Source organism: Neoroseomonas terrae, from assembly GCF_018129025.1.
Lineage (GTDB): Bacteria > Pseudomonadota > Alphaproteobacteria > Acetobacterales > Acetobacteraceae > Neoroseomonas > Neoroseomonas terrae.
Genome location: NZ_JAAEDI010000012.1, coordinates 119,800 through 136,799, shown reverse-complemented (window position 1 = coordinate 136,799; position 17,000 = coordinate 119,800). Strand labels below are relative to the sequence as shown.

Here is a 17,000-nt window from a genome sequence, read left to right as displayed (position 1 = left end):
GGTCCTCACGTCGCGTCCGGCGCCATCCAGCGTCGCACCACGCCGAGCGCGTCGTCCGGATGTCGGTCCACGAGTTCCTGGAGACGGGAGATGGAGGAGGCGCGCATCTGCCCCTCGACATTCGCAAGTGAGATCATCGCGTGATCCTCCTCGGTAGTGCCGGTCAGGGCGGGGTGCTCGCCGGGCTGTCCGGGCAGGGCGGCCGCGCCAACCGGTCCGGCAACCGCCGTCGCACCGCCGGCCGCGGCGATCGCCGGCCGCGCCGCCAGCGTCACCAACCGCCCCACCGCCGGCCGCCCGATCAGCAGGATCGCGACCAGCGCCACCGCCGCGAATATCGCGCTTTCCACCAGCCGCGCGATGGTCGTGCTGCTGAAGCTGAGATCGAACATGCCGGGGCCCGCTGCCTCCCCCACCGGCGGTTCGGCGAAGCGCAGCGAGACCACCTGCACCCGGTCCCCGCGCCGTTCGTCATAGCCGACGGCACCCTGAACCAGGGATGCGATGCGCGCGATCTCCTCCGTCGTTCGCTCACGGAAGCTCGGCGCGCCGCCGGCCGCCGGCGTCTCCCACACGCCATCCACCAGCACGGCGACGGACAGCCGCTTCACCACCGGATGCTCGCGCAGCGTGTTGCGCGTCGTGCGGCCGATCTCGTAGTTCGTCGTCTCCTCCGACCGGTTCTCCTGCGTCGTCGAGGCGCCGCCATTCGGATCAGCATTCGGCACGTTGTTCTGCACCGTGGTCGCGCCGCCTTCCGACCCGCGCGATGATTCCTGGCTGCTCTGCTGGCTGCGCGGCACCTGGTTCTCGGGGTCGAAGCGTTCCTCGGTCGTCTGCACGCGGTCGAAATCCATCTCGACCGTTGCCTCGGCCCGCACGCGGCCCGGCCCTAGCGTGCGTTCGAGCATCTCCTCGACCGCGCGGGCGATGCGCAACTCCTGCGTGCGGCGCATCTCCTCCTGGGAAAGGTTCGCCGCCGGTCCGGCCAGCGCCTGCCCGCCGCGCGCCAGCAGCGCACCGCGGCTGTCCACGATGGAGACGGATTGCGGCCGCAGCCCCGGCACGGCCGTCGCGACAAGATGCAGCACTGCCTGCACCCCTTCGCGGTCCAGGCGCTGCGCACCCTGCATGGTCAGCACGACGGAAGCCTGTGCCTCCCCCCGATCGCGGGAGAAGGCGTCGCGCCGCGGCAGCACCAGATGCACCCGCGCCGCGCGCACGCCAGCGAGTTGCCGGATGGACCGCGCAATCTCACCCTCCAGCGCGCGCAGCCGGTTCACGTCCTGCTGGAAGGGCGTGGTAGTCAGCGACTCACCACGATCGAAGATCTCGTAGCCGACGGACCCGCCCTGCGGCAGGCCTTCCCGCGCCAATGTCAGGCGCAGCCTTGGTACCTGTTCTTCAGGGGCGAGGATGCGCGTGCCGCCGCCCTCTAGCCTGTAGGGCACCCGCGCGCGTTCCAGCGCCGCGACGACCTGACCCGCGTCCCGTGTATCGAGATCGCCGTACAGCAGCGCCATCGGCGGCTGCCCCGCGCGGAGCACGAACCAGGCGAGCAGCCCGAGCATGGCGAGGGCCGCGCCGGCCAGCGCTGCAAGGCGCACGGGGCCCAGCCCGCGCAGCTGCGCGATCAGGCCCTCGCCCATCCGCCCCATCCGAGAGTCGTCGCCTGCCGCATGCGAGGCCGCCTCCTGCCGCCTGCGGCAGACCTTGCCGGGTCAGGATTGCGCGGCCGTTAACGGCGGCGTCGGAGCCTCCGTTGAATGCCGGGAACGGCCCGACTCGCTACTCGACCTTCCATGCCGGGTTGCCGACGGGCCCTCAGCCGTCGGGCAGGATGCTTCGCAGGCTGTCGAAGCTGAGCGACAGCGCGCCAAGGCTCAATGTCAGCCTGTCATGCCCGCGCTGCGCGCCCGTCAGCGTGCCGCGCACGGCGTGGGAGAGCGCCATGGCCGTGCCATTCGCATCGCGCCCCACGACGGCGACGGCGTAGGCGCCATCGGGTTGCTGTGCGCCGTCGCCATTCCGGCCGTCCCAGGTCCAGCTCGTCGCGCCGGGACCGAGTGTCACCGTCTCCCGCCGTAGCGTGCGGCCGGCCGTGTCGGTCACCGTGATCTCCGCGGTGCGGGCGGTGCCGGCGGCCGGCAGCCGGACCTCGGCGCTGCCGTTCTGCAGGGAAACGCGATTCGAATCGACCTCGACCCGCCGCCCGATCATCGGTGCGGCAGCCGTGAGCTGCGTCGATTGCTGCAGCGAGATCAGCGACGTCAGATTCTGGTTCATCGCGATCTGCTGCTCGACCGATGCGAACTGCACGAGCTGATTCGTCATCTGGTTGGTGTCGAGCGGATTGGTCGGATCCTGGTTCTGCAACTGCGTCGTCAGCATGGTCAGGAAGGTGTTGAGGTCCGCGCCGAGCCGCGTCGTGGCGGCGGTTGCGGCGCCGCCGGCGCCGGTGGTGCTGGTGACGGAACCTGACATGACGTCCTCCTCAGACGGCGAGATCGAGCAGCGAGAGCAGCCGGCGCGGCGGCTGTGGCGGTGTATCAGTCGGGCCGACACCCGGCGCGCCAGGCGGGCCCCGCGCCGCACGCCCTGCATCGTCGCCGCGCTGTTGCGCGAAGCCGCCGCCGCCGCCATCCGACAGGTTGAAGGACAGGCTGCGCCCCTCGCTGCCGATGCCGGCCTGGGTCAGCGTGCGGTCCAGTTCGCGCTGGTCCCGCTGGATCAGCGCGAGTGTCTCCGGCCGCTCGGCGACGACGCGGATATCGGTCGCCTCGCCACGACGCTCCACGCTGATCTCGACACGGCCGAGCTCGGCCGGTTCCAGCGTGACGGAGAGCCGCGCGGTGCCGCCGGCGATGGCGACGGCGACGAGTACCGGGGCGATCTGCCGCCCGGGCGTCGCCTGCGGCACCGCGCCGGCGGACCGCGGCGTGCTGAGGTCTTGCGCCGACGGGCTTGAAGGCGCCGGACCGGCAGGCGGCGCCGCGGCACCGACCGGCTCGACCGGTTCGGGAGGTAGGGGCGGGGCGGCCACCGGCCGCGGGCTCGATTCCACCGCAGGTGCCGGCTCGATGCGATCGACGGCCGTCGTCACCGCCGCTGGCTCCGCGGAGGTGTCGGGCATGGTGTCCGGCTTGGCCGTCATCGCGCCGGACGTGGTTGGCTCACCGCCGCTTGCTGCCGGCCTGGACCAAGCCGGCACCGGTGCCGAGGCGTCCGGTCCGGCCGCCCGGGAGGCAGCGCCCCCAACGAAGGAACCGGCTTCCCCGGCGCGAGGGGCGAAGGGCATGGACATCGCGCCGGCCGCAACGGCCGGGGCGGGCGGTTGCGCCGCCGGCGCGCCCGCGTGGAGCGCGAGGATGATTGGCAAGGATGGCAGCGGCGGAACCGGCGCCGAACCCGCCTGCGCGGCTGCAGGTTCCGCCTGCGGCCCGGTGCTGTCAGGCTCGGAACTGGGGGTCGCATCCGCCGGCGCCGGCGTCGCCGGCGCTTGCACATCGACGGGCGGTTCACCGGGTCCGGCCGCGGCTGGTGGTGCAGTTGGCGCGGCCTCCGCCTCGGGTCCGGAGCGCGCAGCAGGCGGTGCGTCGGAGACGGGTGAGGCAGGCGGCACCGGCGATGTCCCGGACGCTGCGGCCGTCGCGACGATAGCCTCCGGCGCGGCCGGAGCCTCAGGCGCCATTCCCAATGCCCAGGACATTGCAGGAGTGGCTGGTGCAAGCGCCGGCACGGCCGTCGCCTCCGTGGTCACGGGCGTGTTCGTGCCGTCGGCCGTCTCGCCCGTAACCACCACCAGCGCCGCCTGCGCCAGCAGCGGCCCGAATAGCTGTCCCCCTGGCACGACGGGCGCCGCGCCGGGCGGGACGGTCATGATCCCCGGCGGCGCAAGCAGGCTGGCAATGCCATCCATCGGCGGCTGATCCTTCGGCGCGAGGCTGCGCCACGGCCGGCCACGCAAGCCCCGCGCCAGTGCCGCGCCGCGGTCGGCCGGGCACCGGCTGCCGCTGCGCCGGCAGCTTCTGCCGCGTTGCGGCACGTCCCGCCGGCACCGCCCCGGCCGGACACTGGCACGCCGGTTGCGCAGCATCGGCCGACTCGCATCGCCCCGCGCGGAGACCCCGATGTCCCTGTTCGCCTCCATGACGACCGCCATCACCGGCCTGAACGCGCAGGCCCGCGCGCTGGGCCATGTCTCGGACAACGTCGCCAACAGCCAGACGGTCGGCTTCAAGCGCACCGACACCAACTTCGTGTCCTACCTGACGGAAAGCACCGCCTCGGTGCACCGGCCCGGTTCGGTGGTGGCGCGGCCCGACTACACGAACACCGTCGCCGGCACGATCTCGCAATCCGAGAACCCGCTCTCGATGGCGATCTCCGGTCAGGGCTTCTTCTCGGTTTCGCTGCCGACAGGTTCGGCCAATGGCCAGGTCACCTTCGATGAGCGGCAGTTCTATACGCGGGCCGGCGACTTCCAGCTCGACCGCACTGGCTACATGGTGAACGGCGCGGGCTACGTTCTCCAGGGCTGGGCGTCGAACGCGGCGGGGGATCCGGACCGCACCCAGATCCAGCCGATCCGCGTCAGCGAACTGGTGTTCAACCCGATCGCGACCAGCAACATCGAGATGTCGGCCAATCTGCCCGCCGGCGGCACCGAGGCCGTCAGTACGCCGCGCAGCGTCTATGATTCCCTTGGTGCCCTGCAGGAGATGACGTTCAGCTGGACCCCCAACGGGCCGAACACTTGGACGCTCGACATCTCATCGCCGAACGGCGGCGGATCGCTCGGCACCATCGACGTGCAGTTCGGCCAGGCGGCGACCCCCGCAGTGCCGGACGGCACCATCGGCGGCTTCGCCAACGCAACCGGATCGCTCGCCGGCGCCCTTGCCAATACGGGCGATCCCGCGCTGATCTCCTTCAGCGCCGATTTCGGGCAGGGCCCGCAGGCCATGACGCTGAACCTCGGCGCCTTCGGCGCCGCGCGTGGTGTCACGCAGTACGCCGACCAGGAATACGTCGTGCGCAACTTCGCACAGGACGGCGTGCCGCTCGGTGCCTTCTCCTCGGTCGGCATTCGCGAGAATGGTGACGTCGCCATCAACTATGACAACGGCCAGTCGCGCGTCATCGCGCGCGTGCCGATCACCACCTTCAATGCGCCGGATGCTCTGCAGCGGCTGGACGGCCAGGCCTTCATGCGCACGGTGGAAAGCGGGGAGGCCCGCACCTCCGACCCTGCCTCCAACGGGGCAGGGCGGCTCGCGACAAGCTCGGTCGAAGGATCGAACGTCGACATCGCGGCCGAGTTCTCGAAGCTCATCATCGCGCAGCGCGCCTATACGGCGAACACCAAGATCGTGACCGCGACGGACGAGATGCTCCAGGACACGATCAACATGCGGCGCTGAAGCACCGCTAGGAACACCCTGCCATGAGCCTCGAAGCCGCCCTGCTCACCGCGCGTTCGGGCCTGCTTCAGACGCAGCGGGCGCTGACGGCGGCGGCGAACAACGTCGCCAATGCCGACACCGCCGGCTACACGCGCAAGACCGCCGCGGCCACCGCCGTCGAGACCGGCGGCGTACGCACCCTGCCGAGCACGCGCGACGTGGATGAGGCGCTGGTCACCGAGCTCAACAGCCGCCGCGCCGCGGCCGCCGGTGCCGGGCTGCGCAGCGACCTGCTTTCGGGCATCGAGGCTGCGCATGGCAGCCCCGAGGCTGGCGACGGCATCGGCGACCTCGTCGCCATGCTGCGCAACAGCTTCGAGACGCTGCTTGCCGACCCGTCCCAAGCCGGTCTTCAGGGTGCTGCGGTCGTCGCCGCGCAGGACCTCGCCGGTCGGCTGAACGAGGTGGCGCGCGCGATCGGCACCACGCGCCAACGCGCGCAGGACACGATCGTCGCCGAGGTCTCCTCCATCAATGCCGGGCTGCGCGACATCGCCGCGCTGACCCTGCGCATCAGGGAACAGATCGCCCTGACGGGGGAGGCCGCCGCGCTGGAGGACCAGCGCGACCTCGCCATTGCGACGCTGTCGGAGTCGATCGAGGTGAAGGCCCTGAAGCGGGAGGATGGCGGCCTCGTGCTCGTCGCGCGCAACGGCCTCGTCCTGCCGCTCGACCCCAACAAGGACGCCTTCTCGACCGCCGAGGCGACGCTCGACCCGTCATCCTTCCATGGCAGCGGCGGCACCATTCCGGCCATCACGTTGAACGGCCAGGACGTCACGGGACGGCTGATCGGCGGGCGGCTCGCCGAGGCCGTGGCGCTGCGCGATCAGACCCTGCCGCGCTACCAGGCGGAACTCGACCTTACCGCCGCGACCCTCGCCACGCGCTTCGACGCGCAGGGGCTGACGCTATTCACCGATCCGGCCGGCGCGGTGCCGGACAGCTCGGTCCCCTATGCCGGTAGCGCGATGATCGGCTTCGCCGGCCGCATCACGGTCAATGCCGCCGTCGCCACCAATCCGTCGCTGATGCGCGACGGCACGCGCGCCGTGACGGCCGACCCGTCCGGCGCCGCCGACTTCACGCCGAACGCACCCGGTGGCCCGGCCTCCTTCACCACGCTGATCTCGCGCATCGTCAGCCAGACCTTTGGAAGCGAGGCGCAGCCCGGCACGGCCTGGTCCGCCATCGCGACCGGCGGCCTCGGGCCGGATGGCACGCTTTCCAGCCCTTTCGGTGCGCCTGCCACGATCGACGGTTACGCCGGCATGGTCACCGCGACGCAGACGGCCGATGCCGCCGCCGCGGAATCGCGGGCGACCAGCGCCCGTGCCGTGGTGGAAGGGCTGGCGGAACGCTTCGCCCAGCGCTCGGGCGTCGATGTGGATACGGAGATGGCAGCCATGGTCACCTTGCAGAACGCCTACGCCGCCAATGCCCGCGTCATGTCGACCGTGCAGGCGATGTGGGACACGCTGCTGAACGCGGTGCGCTGAACCATGGCGACGGTCAGCACCCTCTCGCGCCTCGATGCCGGGTCGCTCGCGCTCCGTATGCGGCTCGACGCGCTGACGCGCCAGGTCGCTGATGGCCGCAAGGGCCCGCATTACGGAGACATCGCGCCGCAGGCCCGCCTTGCGATCGACCTGCGCGCCGACCTCGCCCGGCGGGAGGCCTGGCAGGGCAATATCGACACCGCCCAGGCGCGGACTTCGGTGACGCAGAATGCGATGCAGCGCATCGCCGACATCGCGACCGACTTCTATGAGAAGGCAACGAAGCTCGACGGCACCAGCGCGACGCTGATCAGCGCCGTCGCGACCCAGGCGCGGGCGGCGATGACCGAGATCGCCAACCTGCTGAACGAGACCCATGCCGGGCAATACGTCTTCGGCGGCACCGACAGTGCCAACCCCCCGGTTCCCGACGCCGCGGGCATCGCATCCTCCGGCATGGCGGCCGACATCGCGGCCGCCGTGGCCGGCCTCGCCCCCGGGAATGCCGCGACGGTTGCCGCGGCGACCCTCGCCGCCGCCGCCTCGGACGCGGCTGGCACGACACCCTTCTCGGCCTTCCTCTCCGATCCCGCCCGCGGGCTTTCCGAATTGCGGCAAGCCGTACCGACGGGGGAGGGGCAGTCGATCGACTACGGCATCGTCGCCAACCGTAACGCGGCAGCGACCAGCGGCGGCGCGCAGACCACCGGATCCTGGTCGCGCGACATCCTGCGCGGGCTTGCCACCCTGGCGGCGCTCGACCCGTCGCAGGCCGCATTGGGCACCGATTTCACCGACCTCGTGGCCAGCGTGCGCGTCGGGCTCCGCGGTGCCATCGATACGCTCGGCGTGGAACAGGGCGCGCTTGGCGCGACGGAGGAGCGACTGCAGTCGATCTCGCGTCGGCACGACGACCTCACCATCACGCTCAAGACGCAGCTCGCCTCGGTCGAGGAGGTGGATATGGCCGAGACGCTGAGCCGGCTGGATGCCACCAAGACGCAGCTCGAAGCCTCGTATCGGGCGATCGCGCTGGTCTCCTCCCTGAGCCTGACGAACTTCCTCTGAACGGCTCGGATTCAGCGCTTCTTAATGCCCACCGGGCATGATCGCCCCGATACCGCAAGACGCGGCGTGCAACCCGGCCCCTGTCGCCATGAACGGGCAAGGGCCTTCGCAACCAGGGGAAGACCCCGATGGCACTGAATTCCGTCAACACCAATGCCGGCGCGATGGTCGCGCTGCAGTCGCTCAATCGCACCAATGATGCGCTGAACGTCACCCAGAAGCGCATCTCCACCGGCTATCGCGTCAACGACGCGAAGGATGACGGTGCGGCCTTCGCCGTGGCGCAGTCGGTGCGCGCCGACGTTGCGGGCCTGTCGGCGGCGAATGAGCAGCTTGGCGGCGTGAAGGGCATTCTCGACACTGCGCTGTCTGGTCTCGGCAAGGTGTCCGAGACGATGACGAAGGTGCGCGAGACGCTGGTGCGCCTGGCCGACGACACGCTGAACGCCGATCAGCGCTCGCAGTACGAAGCGCAGTACACCGCGCTGCAGACGCAGATCACCAACTTCATCACCGATGCGACGTACAATGGCCGCACGCTGCTCTCGACGACCGCGCCGGCCGGCGGCGACATCGCCACCACCCGCAATGAATCCGGCACCACCTATACCCTCACCGCGGTCGACGGTGCGGCGACACTGATCGTCGCGGCGGCGCCGACGGATGCGGCGGGCGCGCAGGCGGCGCTTGCCGCGGGCGGGGATTTCGAGACGGTACAGTCTGCGATCAGCGATGCGCTGAACACCTTCGGTTCTGACTCGCGCTACATCGACAGCCAGATCGCCTACAACAAGGACAAGTCGGATGCGCTGGAATCCGGCCTCGGCGCGCTGATCGACGCAGATCTCGCGAAGGAATCCGCGCGGCTGCAATCGCTGCAGATCCGCCAGCAACTCGGCACCCAGGCGCTCGGCATCGCCAACCAGGCGCCGCAGACCCTGCTGAGCCTGTTCCGCTGATCCCGGCGGCGGCCCCCCCGCGAGGCGGGGGCCGCGCCCTTTCATGATGGCCGGGAGGACAGGATGTCCACTTTGGTGCTTGAACTGCGTCAGGGCGACCTGATGGTCGTCAACGGCGCGCCGATCCGCTTCCGTAATCGCGCGCGCATCGAGCTCACGGCAAAGGCGCGCTTCCTTTTCGGCAAGCAGCTGATGACGCCGGAGACCGCTTCCACCCCCGCGCGCCGCATCTATTTCGCCCTCCAGACCGCCTATATCGGGGACGACGATGAACGCGAGGCTGGCCTCGGCCTGGCGCGCCGCCTGATCGCGGATTTCCAGGCGGCGACGACCTCGACCCTGGCGCGGGATCTGCTGGAACGTGCGCTTGCCTCGGCCGAGGCCGATGAGTGCTACCAGGCGCTGAAGCTGGTCCGCCGCGTGATGCGGCATGAGGAGGTGGTGCTCGGCATGGCCGCCCCCGGCATTGAGGCGGAGGACTGACCCGATGACGCAATCCCCCATCGCCCGCGCCTATGGCGCTGCGCGTGCAGCGCGCGACCCGCGCGAGCAGGAGGCGGAGGTGATCCGTCGTGTCACCTTTGGCCTGCGTGCCGCGCTGGACGACACCGGGCCGGCGCGCATGCGCGCCGTCGCGGACAATCGTCGCCTCTGGCTCGCGATGGAATCCGCGCTTGTCGATCCGGCGAACCGCCTGCCAGCGGCGATGCGCGCCGGGCTGGTGTCGCTCGGCCGCGCCGTGCAGCGGGAGATGGACGAACCATCACCCGACTTCGCCTTCCTGATCGAGGTGAACGAGCAGGTGGCGACGGGGCTGCTCGGCGCCTGATCTCAATCCACCGGGGCGGCCGGCGCGGCGAGCGGCTCCAGCCGCGGCGCCACGCCGATCGGCATTGGGGTGTCGGAGATCGCGGCAGCGCGATACGCCTCGATAACGCGGGAGGAGGGGAAGCTGTTGGCGACCTCACCATCCGGCCCACGGAATTCCAGCACGACCATGCCGAGGCTGCCATCCAGGCGCAGCCGTGGATTCGGCGTGGCGACGACCGGCACCTCCGGCGCCGCCACCGCCGGCTCCGCAGCACGCGGGGCGCCCCTGGCGGGTTCGATGGTCGTGACGGTGCGAAGCGGATCGGTCAGCATGACGCCTGTCTCCGCGTCCATATTGCGCGACCGTTTCTGAACGCCAGGTAAACGCGACCGACTTTGACGCCTGCGGGCCGGCGCGCGACGCTGGCACCCTGTGACCGCCTCCACCCCTTCGCCCGACGCCTATCTGCGCACGCTGCTGCTGTGCCTGCTCGCCGGCGGGTTGCTGTCGCTGCTGGGCCTGCCGCTTGGCTGGATGATCGGGGCTATGATCGCGACCGGCTACCTGGCGCTGCGCAATGCGGCGGCCGTGCCGGCTCTGGCCCGGCCGGCGGGGCTCGTCGTGCTCGGGCTCGCCCTCGGGCAGGGCTTCACGCGGCCGGTGATGGAAGCGACCGCGGCGGCGCTCCCCGCCATGCTGACAGGCGCGGTCCTCGTCCTCGCTGCCGGGATCGCTGTCGCGCCGCTTTATCGGCGTCTGTCCGCCAGCGACGGCCGCACCGCCTTCTTCGCCACCATTCCCGGCGGCGTCGTGGTCATGGCGGCGCTGGCCGGGCAGGCGGGTGCTGCGGTGCCGGCGGTGATGGTCGCCCAGTCGCTTCGCATGGCGCTCGTCGTGCTGGCCTATCCGCTGCTGGCAGGGCTCCTCGCGGGGCGCGGTGGCGGCGCCTCGCCATTCGGTGCGGCGCTGCCGGGCACGCATGCGCCCGCCCTTGCGCTGCTGCTCGTTGCCGGCGCCATGGTGGCGCTGCTGGCGGCGAGGATTCGACTGCCCAATGCGGCGATGCTCGCACCGTGCCTGCTCGCCATGGCGCTGTCGGGCAGCGGCGTGCTGCCGTCATCCGTCCCGCGCTGGTTGGTGGATGCGGCGCAGGTCGCCATGGGGGCGAGCCTAGGCCTGCACTTGGCGCGAGATGGGCTGGGCGGGGCGCCGCGGCGCGCGATGATGGCCTCCCTCGTCGCCGGCCTCACCGTGTCGCTGCTGCTCCTCCTGGCGGGGCTTGCGCTGGGCTGGGGCGCGGGCCTGCCCGTCGCGGCCGTCGTGCTGGGCCTGGCGCCGGGCGGCATGCCGGAGATGACGGTGACGGCACAGGCGCTCAACCTCGCTGTGCCGCTCGTGCTCGGCTTTCACCTGACGCGGATGGTGCTGTGCAACCTGTTCGTTCTGCCGCTGTGGCGCGGCTTGGCGGCGCTTGGGCTGTTCCGATAGGGGCCGGGCTTTCGCCTCGCGCGGCTGCCGCGGGCGCCGTTACTCGTCGTAGGCCGCCAGCGATTCGAAATGCGTATCGATCCGCGAGCGCCCGTTCAGGAAGCTCAGCTCGATCAGCGCGGCCGCGCAGGGCACCTCGGCGCCTGCCTGGCGTAGCAGGCTGATGCCCGCCGCCATCGTCCCGCCCGTCGCCAGCAGGTCGTCCAGGATCACCACGCGCTGGCCCTTCTGTACGGCGTCCGCCTGCATCTCGATGCGGTCCGTGCCGTATTCCAGGGCGTAGTTGAGCCCGATGGTCAGCCCCGGCAGCTTGCGCGGCTTGCGCAGCATGATGAAGCCGAGCCCCAGTTCCAGCGCCAACGGTGCCGCCACGAGGAAGCCGCGGCTCTCGATGCCCGCCAGCAGGTCCGGCTTGTGCGGGGCGATCAGCGCGGCGAGCCGCGACATCGCCGCCTTCCAGGCCGGTCCGTGCCGCAGCAGGGTCGAGATGTCGTAGAAAAGGATGCCGGGCTTCGGGAAATCCGGGATGCCGCGGATATGGTTCTTGAGGTCGAGGGTCTCGCTCGTCACGTCGTCACTGCCGTTCATGGGGTGGGGAATGCCGGGCCGGACATTGGCCGATCGGCGGCGGCGCTGTCCAATCGCGGTGGCCGGGGCTTGGCGTCGGCGCCGGAAGCCGGCAATTGCAGGCCATGTCGCGCAACCTGATCGCTTCGCTCGCCGGGATCGGCGGTTTCCTGGCCTATGTCGTCGTCATCCTGCTGCTGTCGGACCATGTCCGTGAGCTGCACTGGGTCGTCGAGCTGCTGTTCTATGCCGCCGCCGGCATCGTCTGGGTGTGGCCGGCGAAGTGGCTGATCGCCTGGGCGGTGCGCGGCGGAAAGCGGGTCTGAATCCCCAGGCCGGGCCTCCCGCGTTCCGGACCAGGCAAAGAAAAAGGCCGCTGATCGCTCAGCGGCCCGATCTTCGGCGGCAGACCCTCCGGATGGTCGGAGTGAGAGGATTCGAACCTCCGGCCCCTGCGTCCCGAACACAGTGCTCTACCAGGCTGAGCTACACTCCGGTGCCGGGTCTGCCGCGGAGGCGGCGGTATAGCGGCAGGTTAGCGGCACCGCAAGACGGCGTCGCCCGCATGTCGCCATTGCGGAAGTAACGGGTCAGACCGCACCCTGCCTTGGCCCGCCACTGGCGGAACAAGGGGGAGGTGGGAACCAACGACGATGAAGACCGTATTGTTCGCAGGAATGGCCACGGCGCTGATCGGCCTGGCCGGCGCGGCGGCCGCGCAGGACGTGATCGCTCAGCGCCGGGAAGGCATGCGCACGGAAGGGCGCCAGATGGAGGCCATCAAGGGCGTCCTCGATGCGCGAGGCGACACTCGGCCGCTGGTGGAGCGCGTCGACACTATCGCCGCCTTCTACCGGGATCTGCAGGCGCTGTATCCGCCTGGGACCCAGACCGGGGAGACTCGCGCCCTGCCGGCGATCTGGTCTGACCCCGCAGGCTTCGAGGCGGCGCGGACGACGATCGTCGCCGCCCTGGGCACGCTGCGGGTGGCGGCGGCGTCGGGCGACCTTCCGGCGACGACGGCGGGGTTCACCCAGGTCGGTGCGGCCTGTGCCGCCTGTCACCGCGCCTATCGCGGCCCGGCGCGATAGGCGCGGTGGGCATCACGCGCCGATGCGTGTGATGCCCCACACCGCGGCCGCGGCGGCGGCGAGCAGCGCCAGCGCGCGCAGCGGCGGCGCATGCCGGGGCGCGTGGGCGGCAGCGGGCGGCAACCGCTTCACACCGGTCAGCATCGGCCGCACCAGGTCCTGCCGTTTCACCGCCGCATAGGCGAGGACCGCCACCACATGCACCCCGATCGCGATCAGAAGTACGTCGATGATGCGGCGGTGCAGGCTGGAGAACCATTCGGAGGTCCCCTCCGCCACCGCATTGGCAAGCGGCCCATGGGCGGAATAGGTGAAGCCGACATCGTGGTTGGTGAATAGCCCACTCACCGCCTGCGCCAGCAGCAGCGCGAACAGCAACAGCACCATCCAACCGCCGGCGGGGTTGTGCGTGGTCCCGGTATCCACCTCGCGGAGAGGGAAGCGTGCCAGTTCGCGCAGCGCCGCGAGCGGCGATCGGACGAAGCCGGCGAATCGCGCATTCTCCGACCCCGCCAGCCCCCAGCCAACGCGGAACAGCAGCAGCGCGAGCAGCGTATAGCCCGAGGCATAATGCACCGCCCACGCCTCCCGCTGCGCGCTGACATAGGACACGGCGACGCAGGCCACGGCGCCCCAGTGGAACAGGCGCACCCAGGCGTCCCAGACACGCACGGCAACTCTCGGTTCGGCCATTGCCATCCTCCCGCCCGAACCCGGCCAGCCTGCCACGCACACGCCTTCCGCGCGAAGCCGGCTGGTTGACCCCGCGCCTGCGGCAGTGTCGCCAAGCCATGACGTGCGAAGCGTTTTTCGTCTGCACAGCCGGGGGCGATCGGCGGTATGGATCACCGGACACCGGCGGAATCCGCGATGCGGCCTGTTGCTTTCCTCGGCCTAGGCGGGCTCACCCTGCTCTCGGCCGTTACCTATGTCCTTTGGCCTGCGGCGGAAGCGCCGCGGTCTGTTGCTGTGCCCGCCGCGCCGCCTGCCATCTCCACCCGGGCCGTCTCATCGCCCGCGGTCGCCGCCGCGGCGGTGACCGAGGCTGCGCCGGCGGCCGCGACGTCGGTTGCCATGGCCGATCCCCCTGCCGCGAGTCCGGTGCCGCGCTTTGACGTGGTGCGCGTGGGTGCGCGGGGTTCCGCCGTCATCGCCGGCCGTGCCGCGCCCGGCGCCGAGGTCCTGCTAATCGTCGATGGCGGCCGTGAACTCGGCCGAGCCCGGGCGGATGGCCGGGGCGAATGGGTCATCCTGCCAGCCGATCCGCTGCCTTCCGGCGCGTGGGAACTGTCACTGCGCGCGCGCCTCGCGGGGGAGGAGACGGCCGGCCCCGACGCCGTCGTGGTGGTTGTCCCCGACGCCGCGCCGACCCAGCCCGTCCGCACGGCCGCGACCGAGGCTCAGCCGCGGACCGAGCAGCCCGCCGAATCCGCCTCTGGCCCCATTGCCGTCCTGATCCCGCCGGCCGCGTCCGGTGCCGCGCCGCGCATCCTGCAGGGGCCGCAGGTGGCGCCGCCATCCGCGCAGGCGCGCGCCACCCCACCCCGCCTCGCCATGGATTCGGTCGATTACGAGGAGGGCGGCGCCATCCGCTTCGCCGGCAGCGCCCCGCCCGGGGCCTCCGTCCGCGTCTATGTCGACGACCGGCACGCGGGCGATGCCGTCGCCGATGCCGGCGGTCGTTGGGTGCTGGCGCCGGAACGTCAGCCGCCGGTCGGGCGCAACGCCCTGCGGGTGGACCAGCTCGGCGCCGGCGGCCAGGTTGCCGCGCGCATCGAAGTGCCGTTCCAGCGTGACGAACTGCCCCCTGGTGCCCTGGAAGCCCGCCGCGTCGTCGTTCAGCCGGGCGCAAATTTGTGGCGCATCGCCCGCAGCACCTATGGCCGCGGCACCCACTTCACCGTCATCCACCGCGCCAATACGGAACAGATCCGTGATCCGCACCGGATCTTCCCGGGCCAGATCTTCGAACTGCCGGGGGCGGAACCGGCCAGCGTGATCCGCTGACCGCGCATCAGTCGGCGCCGCCGGCTTCCAGCGCGTCCAGATAGGGGTCGAGCGCAAGCGCGAAGCGGACCAGCGCCGCCACCAGAGCGATAGCGTTGGACGGGCTGTCCATCGGCGCCTCGGCCTCGATGCGAATGCGGTGGTCCGGCAGCAGCCGCGCCCGCCAGCCCGCCGGCAGGCGCTGCGGCAGCGCGGCCGCAGCGGTGAAGGCCCGCTTCCGGTCGAAGGCTCGGATCGCCGTTGAGGGAATCCGCGCCGCATCCGCCGCCAGCCGGATCGATTCCGGGTCGAACCGCGCCTCGACGGCTCGGCCACGCCAGGCGAAGCGCAGCGCCGGGGTGTCCGGCGCCGCGCGCGGGGTCAGGGCGCCGTCCGGCGCGACCGCGAAGCGGCCGAGTTCGATCACGTCCATGGCTGCGCAGGGTTGTCCGGAAGGAGTGAACACACCATAACCGCCGCGTCATGGCCCTCGAGCAAAGCCTTCGCATGGTGCTCGCGCCTCCGCATCCGGCGGCGCGACCTTTCCTGATCGGCGGCGGCGCTGCGGCGCTGCTCGGCCTGATCGTTCTTGGCAACTGGCTGTTCTGGCTCGGGGTGATCTTCGTCGCCTTCTGCCTGTACTTCTTCCGCGACCCCGAGCGCGTGCCTCCCGATCGGCCCGGCATGGTGCTCGCCCCCGCGGATGGCCATGTCGTCTCGGTCGGCATGGCGGTCCCGCCGCTCGAACTCGGCTTGGGTGACGCGCCCCGCTGGCGCGTCGCGATCTTTCTCTCGGTGCTCGACGTGCATGTGAACCGCATGCCGACCGACGGCACGGTCACGCGCATCGCCTACCACCACGGCAAGTTCGTGTCGGCCAACCTCGACAAGGCGAGCGACGAGAACGAGCGCAACGCACTCGCCATCGCCCTGCCTGACGGTCGGGACCTCGCCGTCGTGCAGATTGCCGGCCTCGTCGCCCGCCGCATCCTGTGCGACGCCAAGGTCGGCGATTCCGTGCAGGCCGGCGAGCGTTTCGGCATCATCCGCTTCGGCAGCCGCACCGACGTCTATCTTCCCCACGGCGTGCTGCCGCTGGCGCGAGAGGGTCAGACCATGATCGGTGGCGAAACGGTCATCGCGGAGCTCGGCGCGTGAACGGGGAGGAGGGCCGGGTCCGGCGCCTCCGTCGCCGCTTCAGGCCGCGCACGCGCCCGCGGGTGGAGGGCCAGTCCTTCAACCGGCTGATCCCCAACATCATGACCATGCTCGGCCTGTGCTGCGGCCTGGTCGCGATCCGCTTCGCCTTTGAGGGCCGCTTCGAACAGGCGGCGACGCTGATCCTGGTCGCCGGCGTGATCGACGGGCTGGACGGTCGGCTCGCCCGGCTGCTGAAGGCGACCTCCCGTTTCGGGGCGGAGTTCGACAGCCTGTCGGACTTCCTCTGCTTCGGCGTTGCGCCGGCGATGGTGCTGTACCTCTGGACGATGCACGACTATCGCGCGCTCGGCTTCGGGCCGTGCCTGCTGTTCGCGGTGTGCATGGCGCTGCGCCTCGCGCGCTTCAACGCCGCGATCGATGTCGGGCCGGCCGTGAAACCGGCCTACACCTACAACTTCTTCACCGGCGTGCCGGCGCCGGCGGGGGCGGGCTGTGTGCTCTTCCCGCTGTTTCTCGGCCTGTGGTTCACCCAGGCGGGCTGGACGATGCTAGCGGACGCGGTGCGTCACCCGGCCTTCGTGGGTGTGGTGATGGTCGTGATGGCCGGGCTGCTGGTCAGCACCCTGCCGACCTGGTCCTTCAAGAACTTCCGCGTGCCGCGCATCTACGTCCTGCCGCTGATGCTCGGCGCCGGCATGTTCGTCGCCGTGCTGCTCGCCGAACCCTGGGCGGCGCTGGCGCTCGCCGGGCTTTTCTACCTCGGCATGCTGCCCTTCTCCGTGCGCTCCTACCTGCGGCTGAAGAAGGAGGCGGAAAGCCTCCTCGAGCCCGTGGTGGTGGGGGGCAGCGGCACGACGGCCAATCACTGAGGCCCGCATGACCGTCCAGCCACGGCGCCCGCGCGA

General features: G+C 71.0%; 19 protein-coding genes and 1 tRNA gene. 12 read left to right on the top strand and 8 right to left on the bottom strand.

The genetic code is table 11. The annotated features are described in order from the left end of the window. Positions 1-5 precede the first annotated feature (5 nt). From fliF to GXW78_RS12695, 3 genes are all read right to left on the bottom strand, one after another. Entirely contained in the window at positions 6-1,649 is a 1,644-nt protein-coding gene (gene fliF, locus GXW78_RS12705) for a flagellar basal-body MS-ring/collar protein FliF (RefSeq protein ID WP_246522095.1), read from the bottom strand. A 175-nt stretch (positions 1,650-1,824) separates the two neighbouring features. After that, entirely contained in the window at positions 1,825-2,484 is a 660-nt protein-coding gene (locus tag GXW78_RS12700; RefSeq protein WP_211869184.1) for a flagellar hook assembly protein FlgD, read from the bottom strand. Between the two features lie 10 nt (positions 2,485-2,494). Next, entirely contained in the window at positions 2,495-3,919 is a 1,425-nt protein-coding gene (locus GXW78_RS12695) for a flagellar hook-length control protein FliK (protein WP_211869183.1), read from the bottom strand. Positions 3,920-4,130: 211 nt separating this feature from the next. Here GXW78_RS12695 and flgE point away from each other — a divergent pair, with 211 nt between their 5' ends. The 6 genes from flgE to GXW78_RS12665 all read left to right on the top strand — a co-directional run bounded on the left by flgE (position 4,131) and on the right by GXW78_RS12665 (position 9,820). Continuing rightward, positions 4,131-5,423: a flagellar hook protein FlgE gene (flgE, locus tag GXW78_RS12690; RefSeq protein WP_211869182.1), complete on the top strand. Its 1,293-nt coding sequence runs from the start codon at positions 4,131-4,133 to the stop codon at positions 5,421-5,423. A gap of 23 nt (positions 5,424-5,446) precedes the next feature. Then, a complete protein-coding gene (locus GXW78_RS12685; protein ID WP_211869238.1) occupies positions 5,447-6,964 on the top strand; it encodes a flagellar hook-associated protein FlgK in 1,518 nt (505 codons plus the stop codon). 3 nt (positions 6,965-6,967) lie between these two features. After that, on the top strand, positions 6,968-8,032 hold the full coding sequence (locus tag GXW78_RS12680) for a flagellin (protein ID WP_211869181.1): 1,065 nt from the start codon (positions 6,968-6,970) through the stop codon (positions 8,030-8,032). 128 nt (positions 8,033-8,160) lie between these two features. Further along, positions 8,161-8,991, top strand: coding sequence for a flagellin (locus tag GXW78_RS12675; protein WP_211869180.1), 831 nt, complete (start codon positions 8,161-8,163; stop codon positions 8,989-8,991). A gap of 63 nt (positions 8,992-9,054) precedes the next feature. Then, the gene (locus GXW78_RS12670; RefSeq protein WP_211869179.1) at positions 9,055-9,474 is read left to right on the top strand and encodes a flagellar biosynthesis repressor FlbT; all 420 of its coding nucleotides are present in this window, start codon (positions 9,055-9,057) and stop codon (positions 9,472-9,474) included. Positions 9,475-9,478: 4 nt separating this feature from the next. Further along, positions 9,479-9,820 (top strand): flagellar biosynthesis regulator FlaF, encoded by a 342-nt coding sequence (locus GXW78_RS12665; RefSeq protein WP_211869178.1) that lies wholly within the window; start codon positions 9,479-9,481, stop codon positions 9,818-9,820. A 2-nt stretch (positions 9,821-9,822) separates the two neighbouring features. Here GXW78_RS12665 and GXW78_RS12660 read toward each other — a convergent pair whose 3' ends face one another. Then, positions 9,823-10,134, bottom strand: coding sequence for a hypothetical protein (locus tag GXW78_RS12660; RefSeq protein WP_211869177.1), 312 nt, complete (start codon positions 10,132-10,134; stop codon positions 9,823-9,825). A 100-nt stretch (positions 10,135-10,234) separates the two neighbouring features. Here GXW78_RS12660 and GXW78_RS12655 point away from each other — a divergent pair, with 100 nt between their 5' ends. Beyond that, the gene (locus tag GXW78_RS12655) at positions 10,235-11,290 is read left to right on the top strand and encodes an AbrB family transcriptional regulator (RefSeq protein WP_211869176.1); all 1,056 of its coding nucleotides are present in this window, start codon (positions 10,235-10,237) and stop codon (positions 11,288-11,290) included. A gap of 39 nt (positions 11,291-11,329) precedes the next feature. Here GXW78_RS12655 and GXW78_RS12650 read toward each other — a convergent pair whose 3' ends face one another. Next, the gene (locus tag GXW78_RS12650; protein WP_211869175.1) at positions 11,330-11,878 is read right to left on the bottom strand and encodes an adenine phosphoribosyltransferase; all 549 of its coding nucleotides are present in this window, start codon (positions 11,876-11,878) and stop codon (positions 11,330-11,332) included. 104 nt (positions 11,879-11,982) lie between these two features. On the opposite strand from GXW78_RS12650, the gene GXW78_RS12645 reads away from it, so the two are divergent. Beyond that, positions 11,983-12,183 (top strand): DUF2842 domain-containing protein, encoded by a 201-nt coding sequence (locus GXW78_RS12645; RefSeq protein WP_211869174.1) that lies wholly within the window; start codon positions 11,983-11,985, stop codon positions 12,181-12,183. Between the two features lie 93 nt (positions 12,184-12,276). On the opposite strand, the gene GXW78_RS12640 is transcribed toward GXW78_RS12645, so the two are convergent. After that, positions 12,277-12,353: transfer RNA gene (locus GXW78_RS12640), tRNA-Pro, on the bottom strand. 157 nt (positions 12,354-12,510) lie between these two features. On the opposite strand from GXW78_RS12640, the gene GXW78_RS12635 reads away from it, so the two are divergent. Continuing rightward, positions 12,511-12,948 (top strand): c-type cytochrome, encoded by a 438-nt coding sequence (locus tag GXW78_RS12635; protein WP_211869173.1) that lies wholly within the window; start codon positions 12,511-12,513, stop codon positions 12,946-12,948. Between the two features lie 12 nt (positions 12,949-12,960). Here the strand turns inward: GXW78_RS12635 and GXW78_RS12630 are convergent, their stop codons facing one another. After that, positions 12,961-13,641 (bottom strand): cytochrome b/b6 domain-containing protein, encoded by a 681-nt coding sequence (locus GXW78_RS12630; RefSeq protein WP_211869172.1) that lies wholly within the window; start codon positions 13,639-13,641, stop codon positions 12,961-12,963. Positions 13,642-13,818: 177 nt separating this feature from the next. On the opposite strand from GXW78_RS12630, the gene GXW78_RS12625 reads away from it, so the two are divergent. Then, positions 13,819-14,955: a LysM peptidoglycan-binding domain-containing protein gene (locus GXW78_RS12625; protein ID WP_211869171.1), complete on the top strand. Its 1,137-nt coding sequence runs from the start codon at positions 13,819-13,821 to the stop codon at positions 14,953-14,955. Positions 14,956-14,962: 7 nt separating this feature from the next. Here GXW78_RS12625 and GXW78_RS12620 read toward each other — a convergent pair whose 3' ends face one another. Then, a complete protein-coding gene (locus GXW78_RS12620) occupies positions 14,963-15,367 on the bottom strand; it encodes a hypothetical protein (protein WP_211869170.1) in 405 nt (134 codons plus the stop codon). A 50-nt stretch (positions 15,368-15,417) separates the two neighbouring features. Here GXW78_RS12620 and GXW78_RS12615 point away from each other — a divergent pair, with 50 nt between their 5' ends. Continuing rightward, positions 15,418-16,092: a phosphatidylserine decarboxylase gene (locus GXW78_RS12615; RefSeq protein ID WP_211869169.1), complete on the top strand. Its 675-nt coding sequence runs from the start codon at positions 15,418-15,420 to the stop codon at positions 16,090-16,092. After that, the gene (locus GXW78_RS12610; RefSeq protein ID WP_338147742.1) at positions 16,089-16,964 is read left to right on the top strand and encodes a CDP-alcohol phosphatidyltransferase family protein; all 876 of its coding nucleotides are present in this window, start codon (positions 16,089-16,091) and stop codon (positions 16,962-16,964) included. Before GXW78_RS12615 ends, GXW78_RS12610 begins: the two co-directional genes overlap by 4 nt. Positions 16,965-17,000 lie beyond the last annotated feature (36 nt).

Excerpts from the sequence above, each read along its gene's own strand:
- GXW78_RS12615 (WP_211869169.1), top strand. The coding sequence starts at position 15,418 with ATGGCCCTCGAGCAAAGCCTTCGCATGGTGCTCGCGCCTCCGCATCCG.
- GXW78_RS12630 (WP_211869172.1), bottom strand. The coding sequence starts at position 13,641 with ATGGCCGAACCGAGAGTTGCCGTGCGTGTCTGGGACGCCTGGGTGCGC.
- GXW78_RS12660 (WP_211869177.1), bottom strand. The coding sequence starts at position 10,134 with ATGCTGACCGATCCGCTTCGCACCGTCACGACCATCGAACCCGCCAGG.
- GXW78_RS12620 (WP_211869170.1), bottom strand. The coding sequence starts at position 15,367 with ATGGACGTGATCGAACTCGGCCGCTTCGCGGTCGCGCCGGACGGCGCC.
- GXW78_RS12680 (WP_211869181.1), top strand. The coding sequence starts at position 6,968 with ATGGCGACGGTCAGCACCCTCTCGCGCCTCGATGCCGGGTCGCTCGCG.
- GXW78_RS12670 (WP_211869179.1), top strand. The coding sequence starts at position 9,055 with ATGTCCACTTTGGTGCTTGAACTGCGTCAGGGCGACCTGATGGTCGTC.
- GXW78_RS12625 (WP_211869171.1), top strand. The coding sequence starts at position 13,819 with ATGCGGCCTGTTGCTTTCCTCGGCCTAGGCGGGCTCACCCTGCTCTCG.
- flgE (WP_211869182.1), top strand. The coding sequence starts at position 4,131 with ATGTCCCTGTTCGCCTCCATGACGACCGCCATCACCGGCCTGAACGCG.
- GXW78_RS12675 (WP_211869180.1), top strand. The coding sequence starts at position 8,161 with ATGGCACTGAATTCCGTCAACACCAATGCCGGCGCGATGGTCGCGCTG.
- GXW78_RS12685 (WP_211869238.1), top strand. The coding sequence starts at position 5,447 with ATGAGCCTCGAAGCCGCCCTGCTCACCGCGCGTTCGGGCCTGCTTCAG.
- GXW78_RS12665 (WP_211869178.1), top strand. The coding sequence starts at position 9,479 with ATGACGCAATCCCCCATCGCCCGCGCCTATGGCGCTGCGCGTGCAGCG.
- GXW78_RS12695 (WP_211869183.1), bottom strand. The coding sequence starts at position 3,919 with ATGGATGGCATTGCCAGCCTGCTTGCGCCGCCGGGGATCATGACCGTC.
- fliF (WP_246522095.1), bottom strand. The coding sequence starts at position 1,649 with ATGGGCGAGGGCCTGATCGCGCAGCTGCGCGGGCTGGGCCCCGTGCGC.
- GXW78_RS12700 (WP_211869184.1), bottom strand. The coding sequence starts at position 2,484 with ATGTCAGGTTCCGTCACCAGCACCACCGGCGCCGGCGGCGCCGCAACC.
- GXW78_RS12650 (WP_211869175.1), bottom strand. The coding sequence starts at position 11,878 with ATGAACGGCAGTGACGACGTGACGAGCGAGACCCTCGACCTCAAGAAC.
- GXW78_RS12645 (WP_211869174.1), top strand. The coding sequence starts at position 11,983 with ATGTCGCGCAACCTGATCGCTTCGCTCGCCGGGATCGGCGGTTTCCTG.
- GXW78_RS12635 (WP_211869173.1), top strand. The coding sequence starts at position 12,511 with ATGAAGACCGTATTGTTCGCAGGAATGGCCACGGCGCTGATCGGCCTG.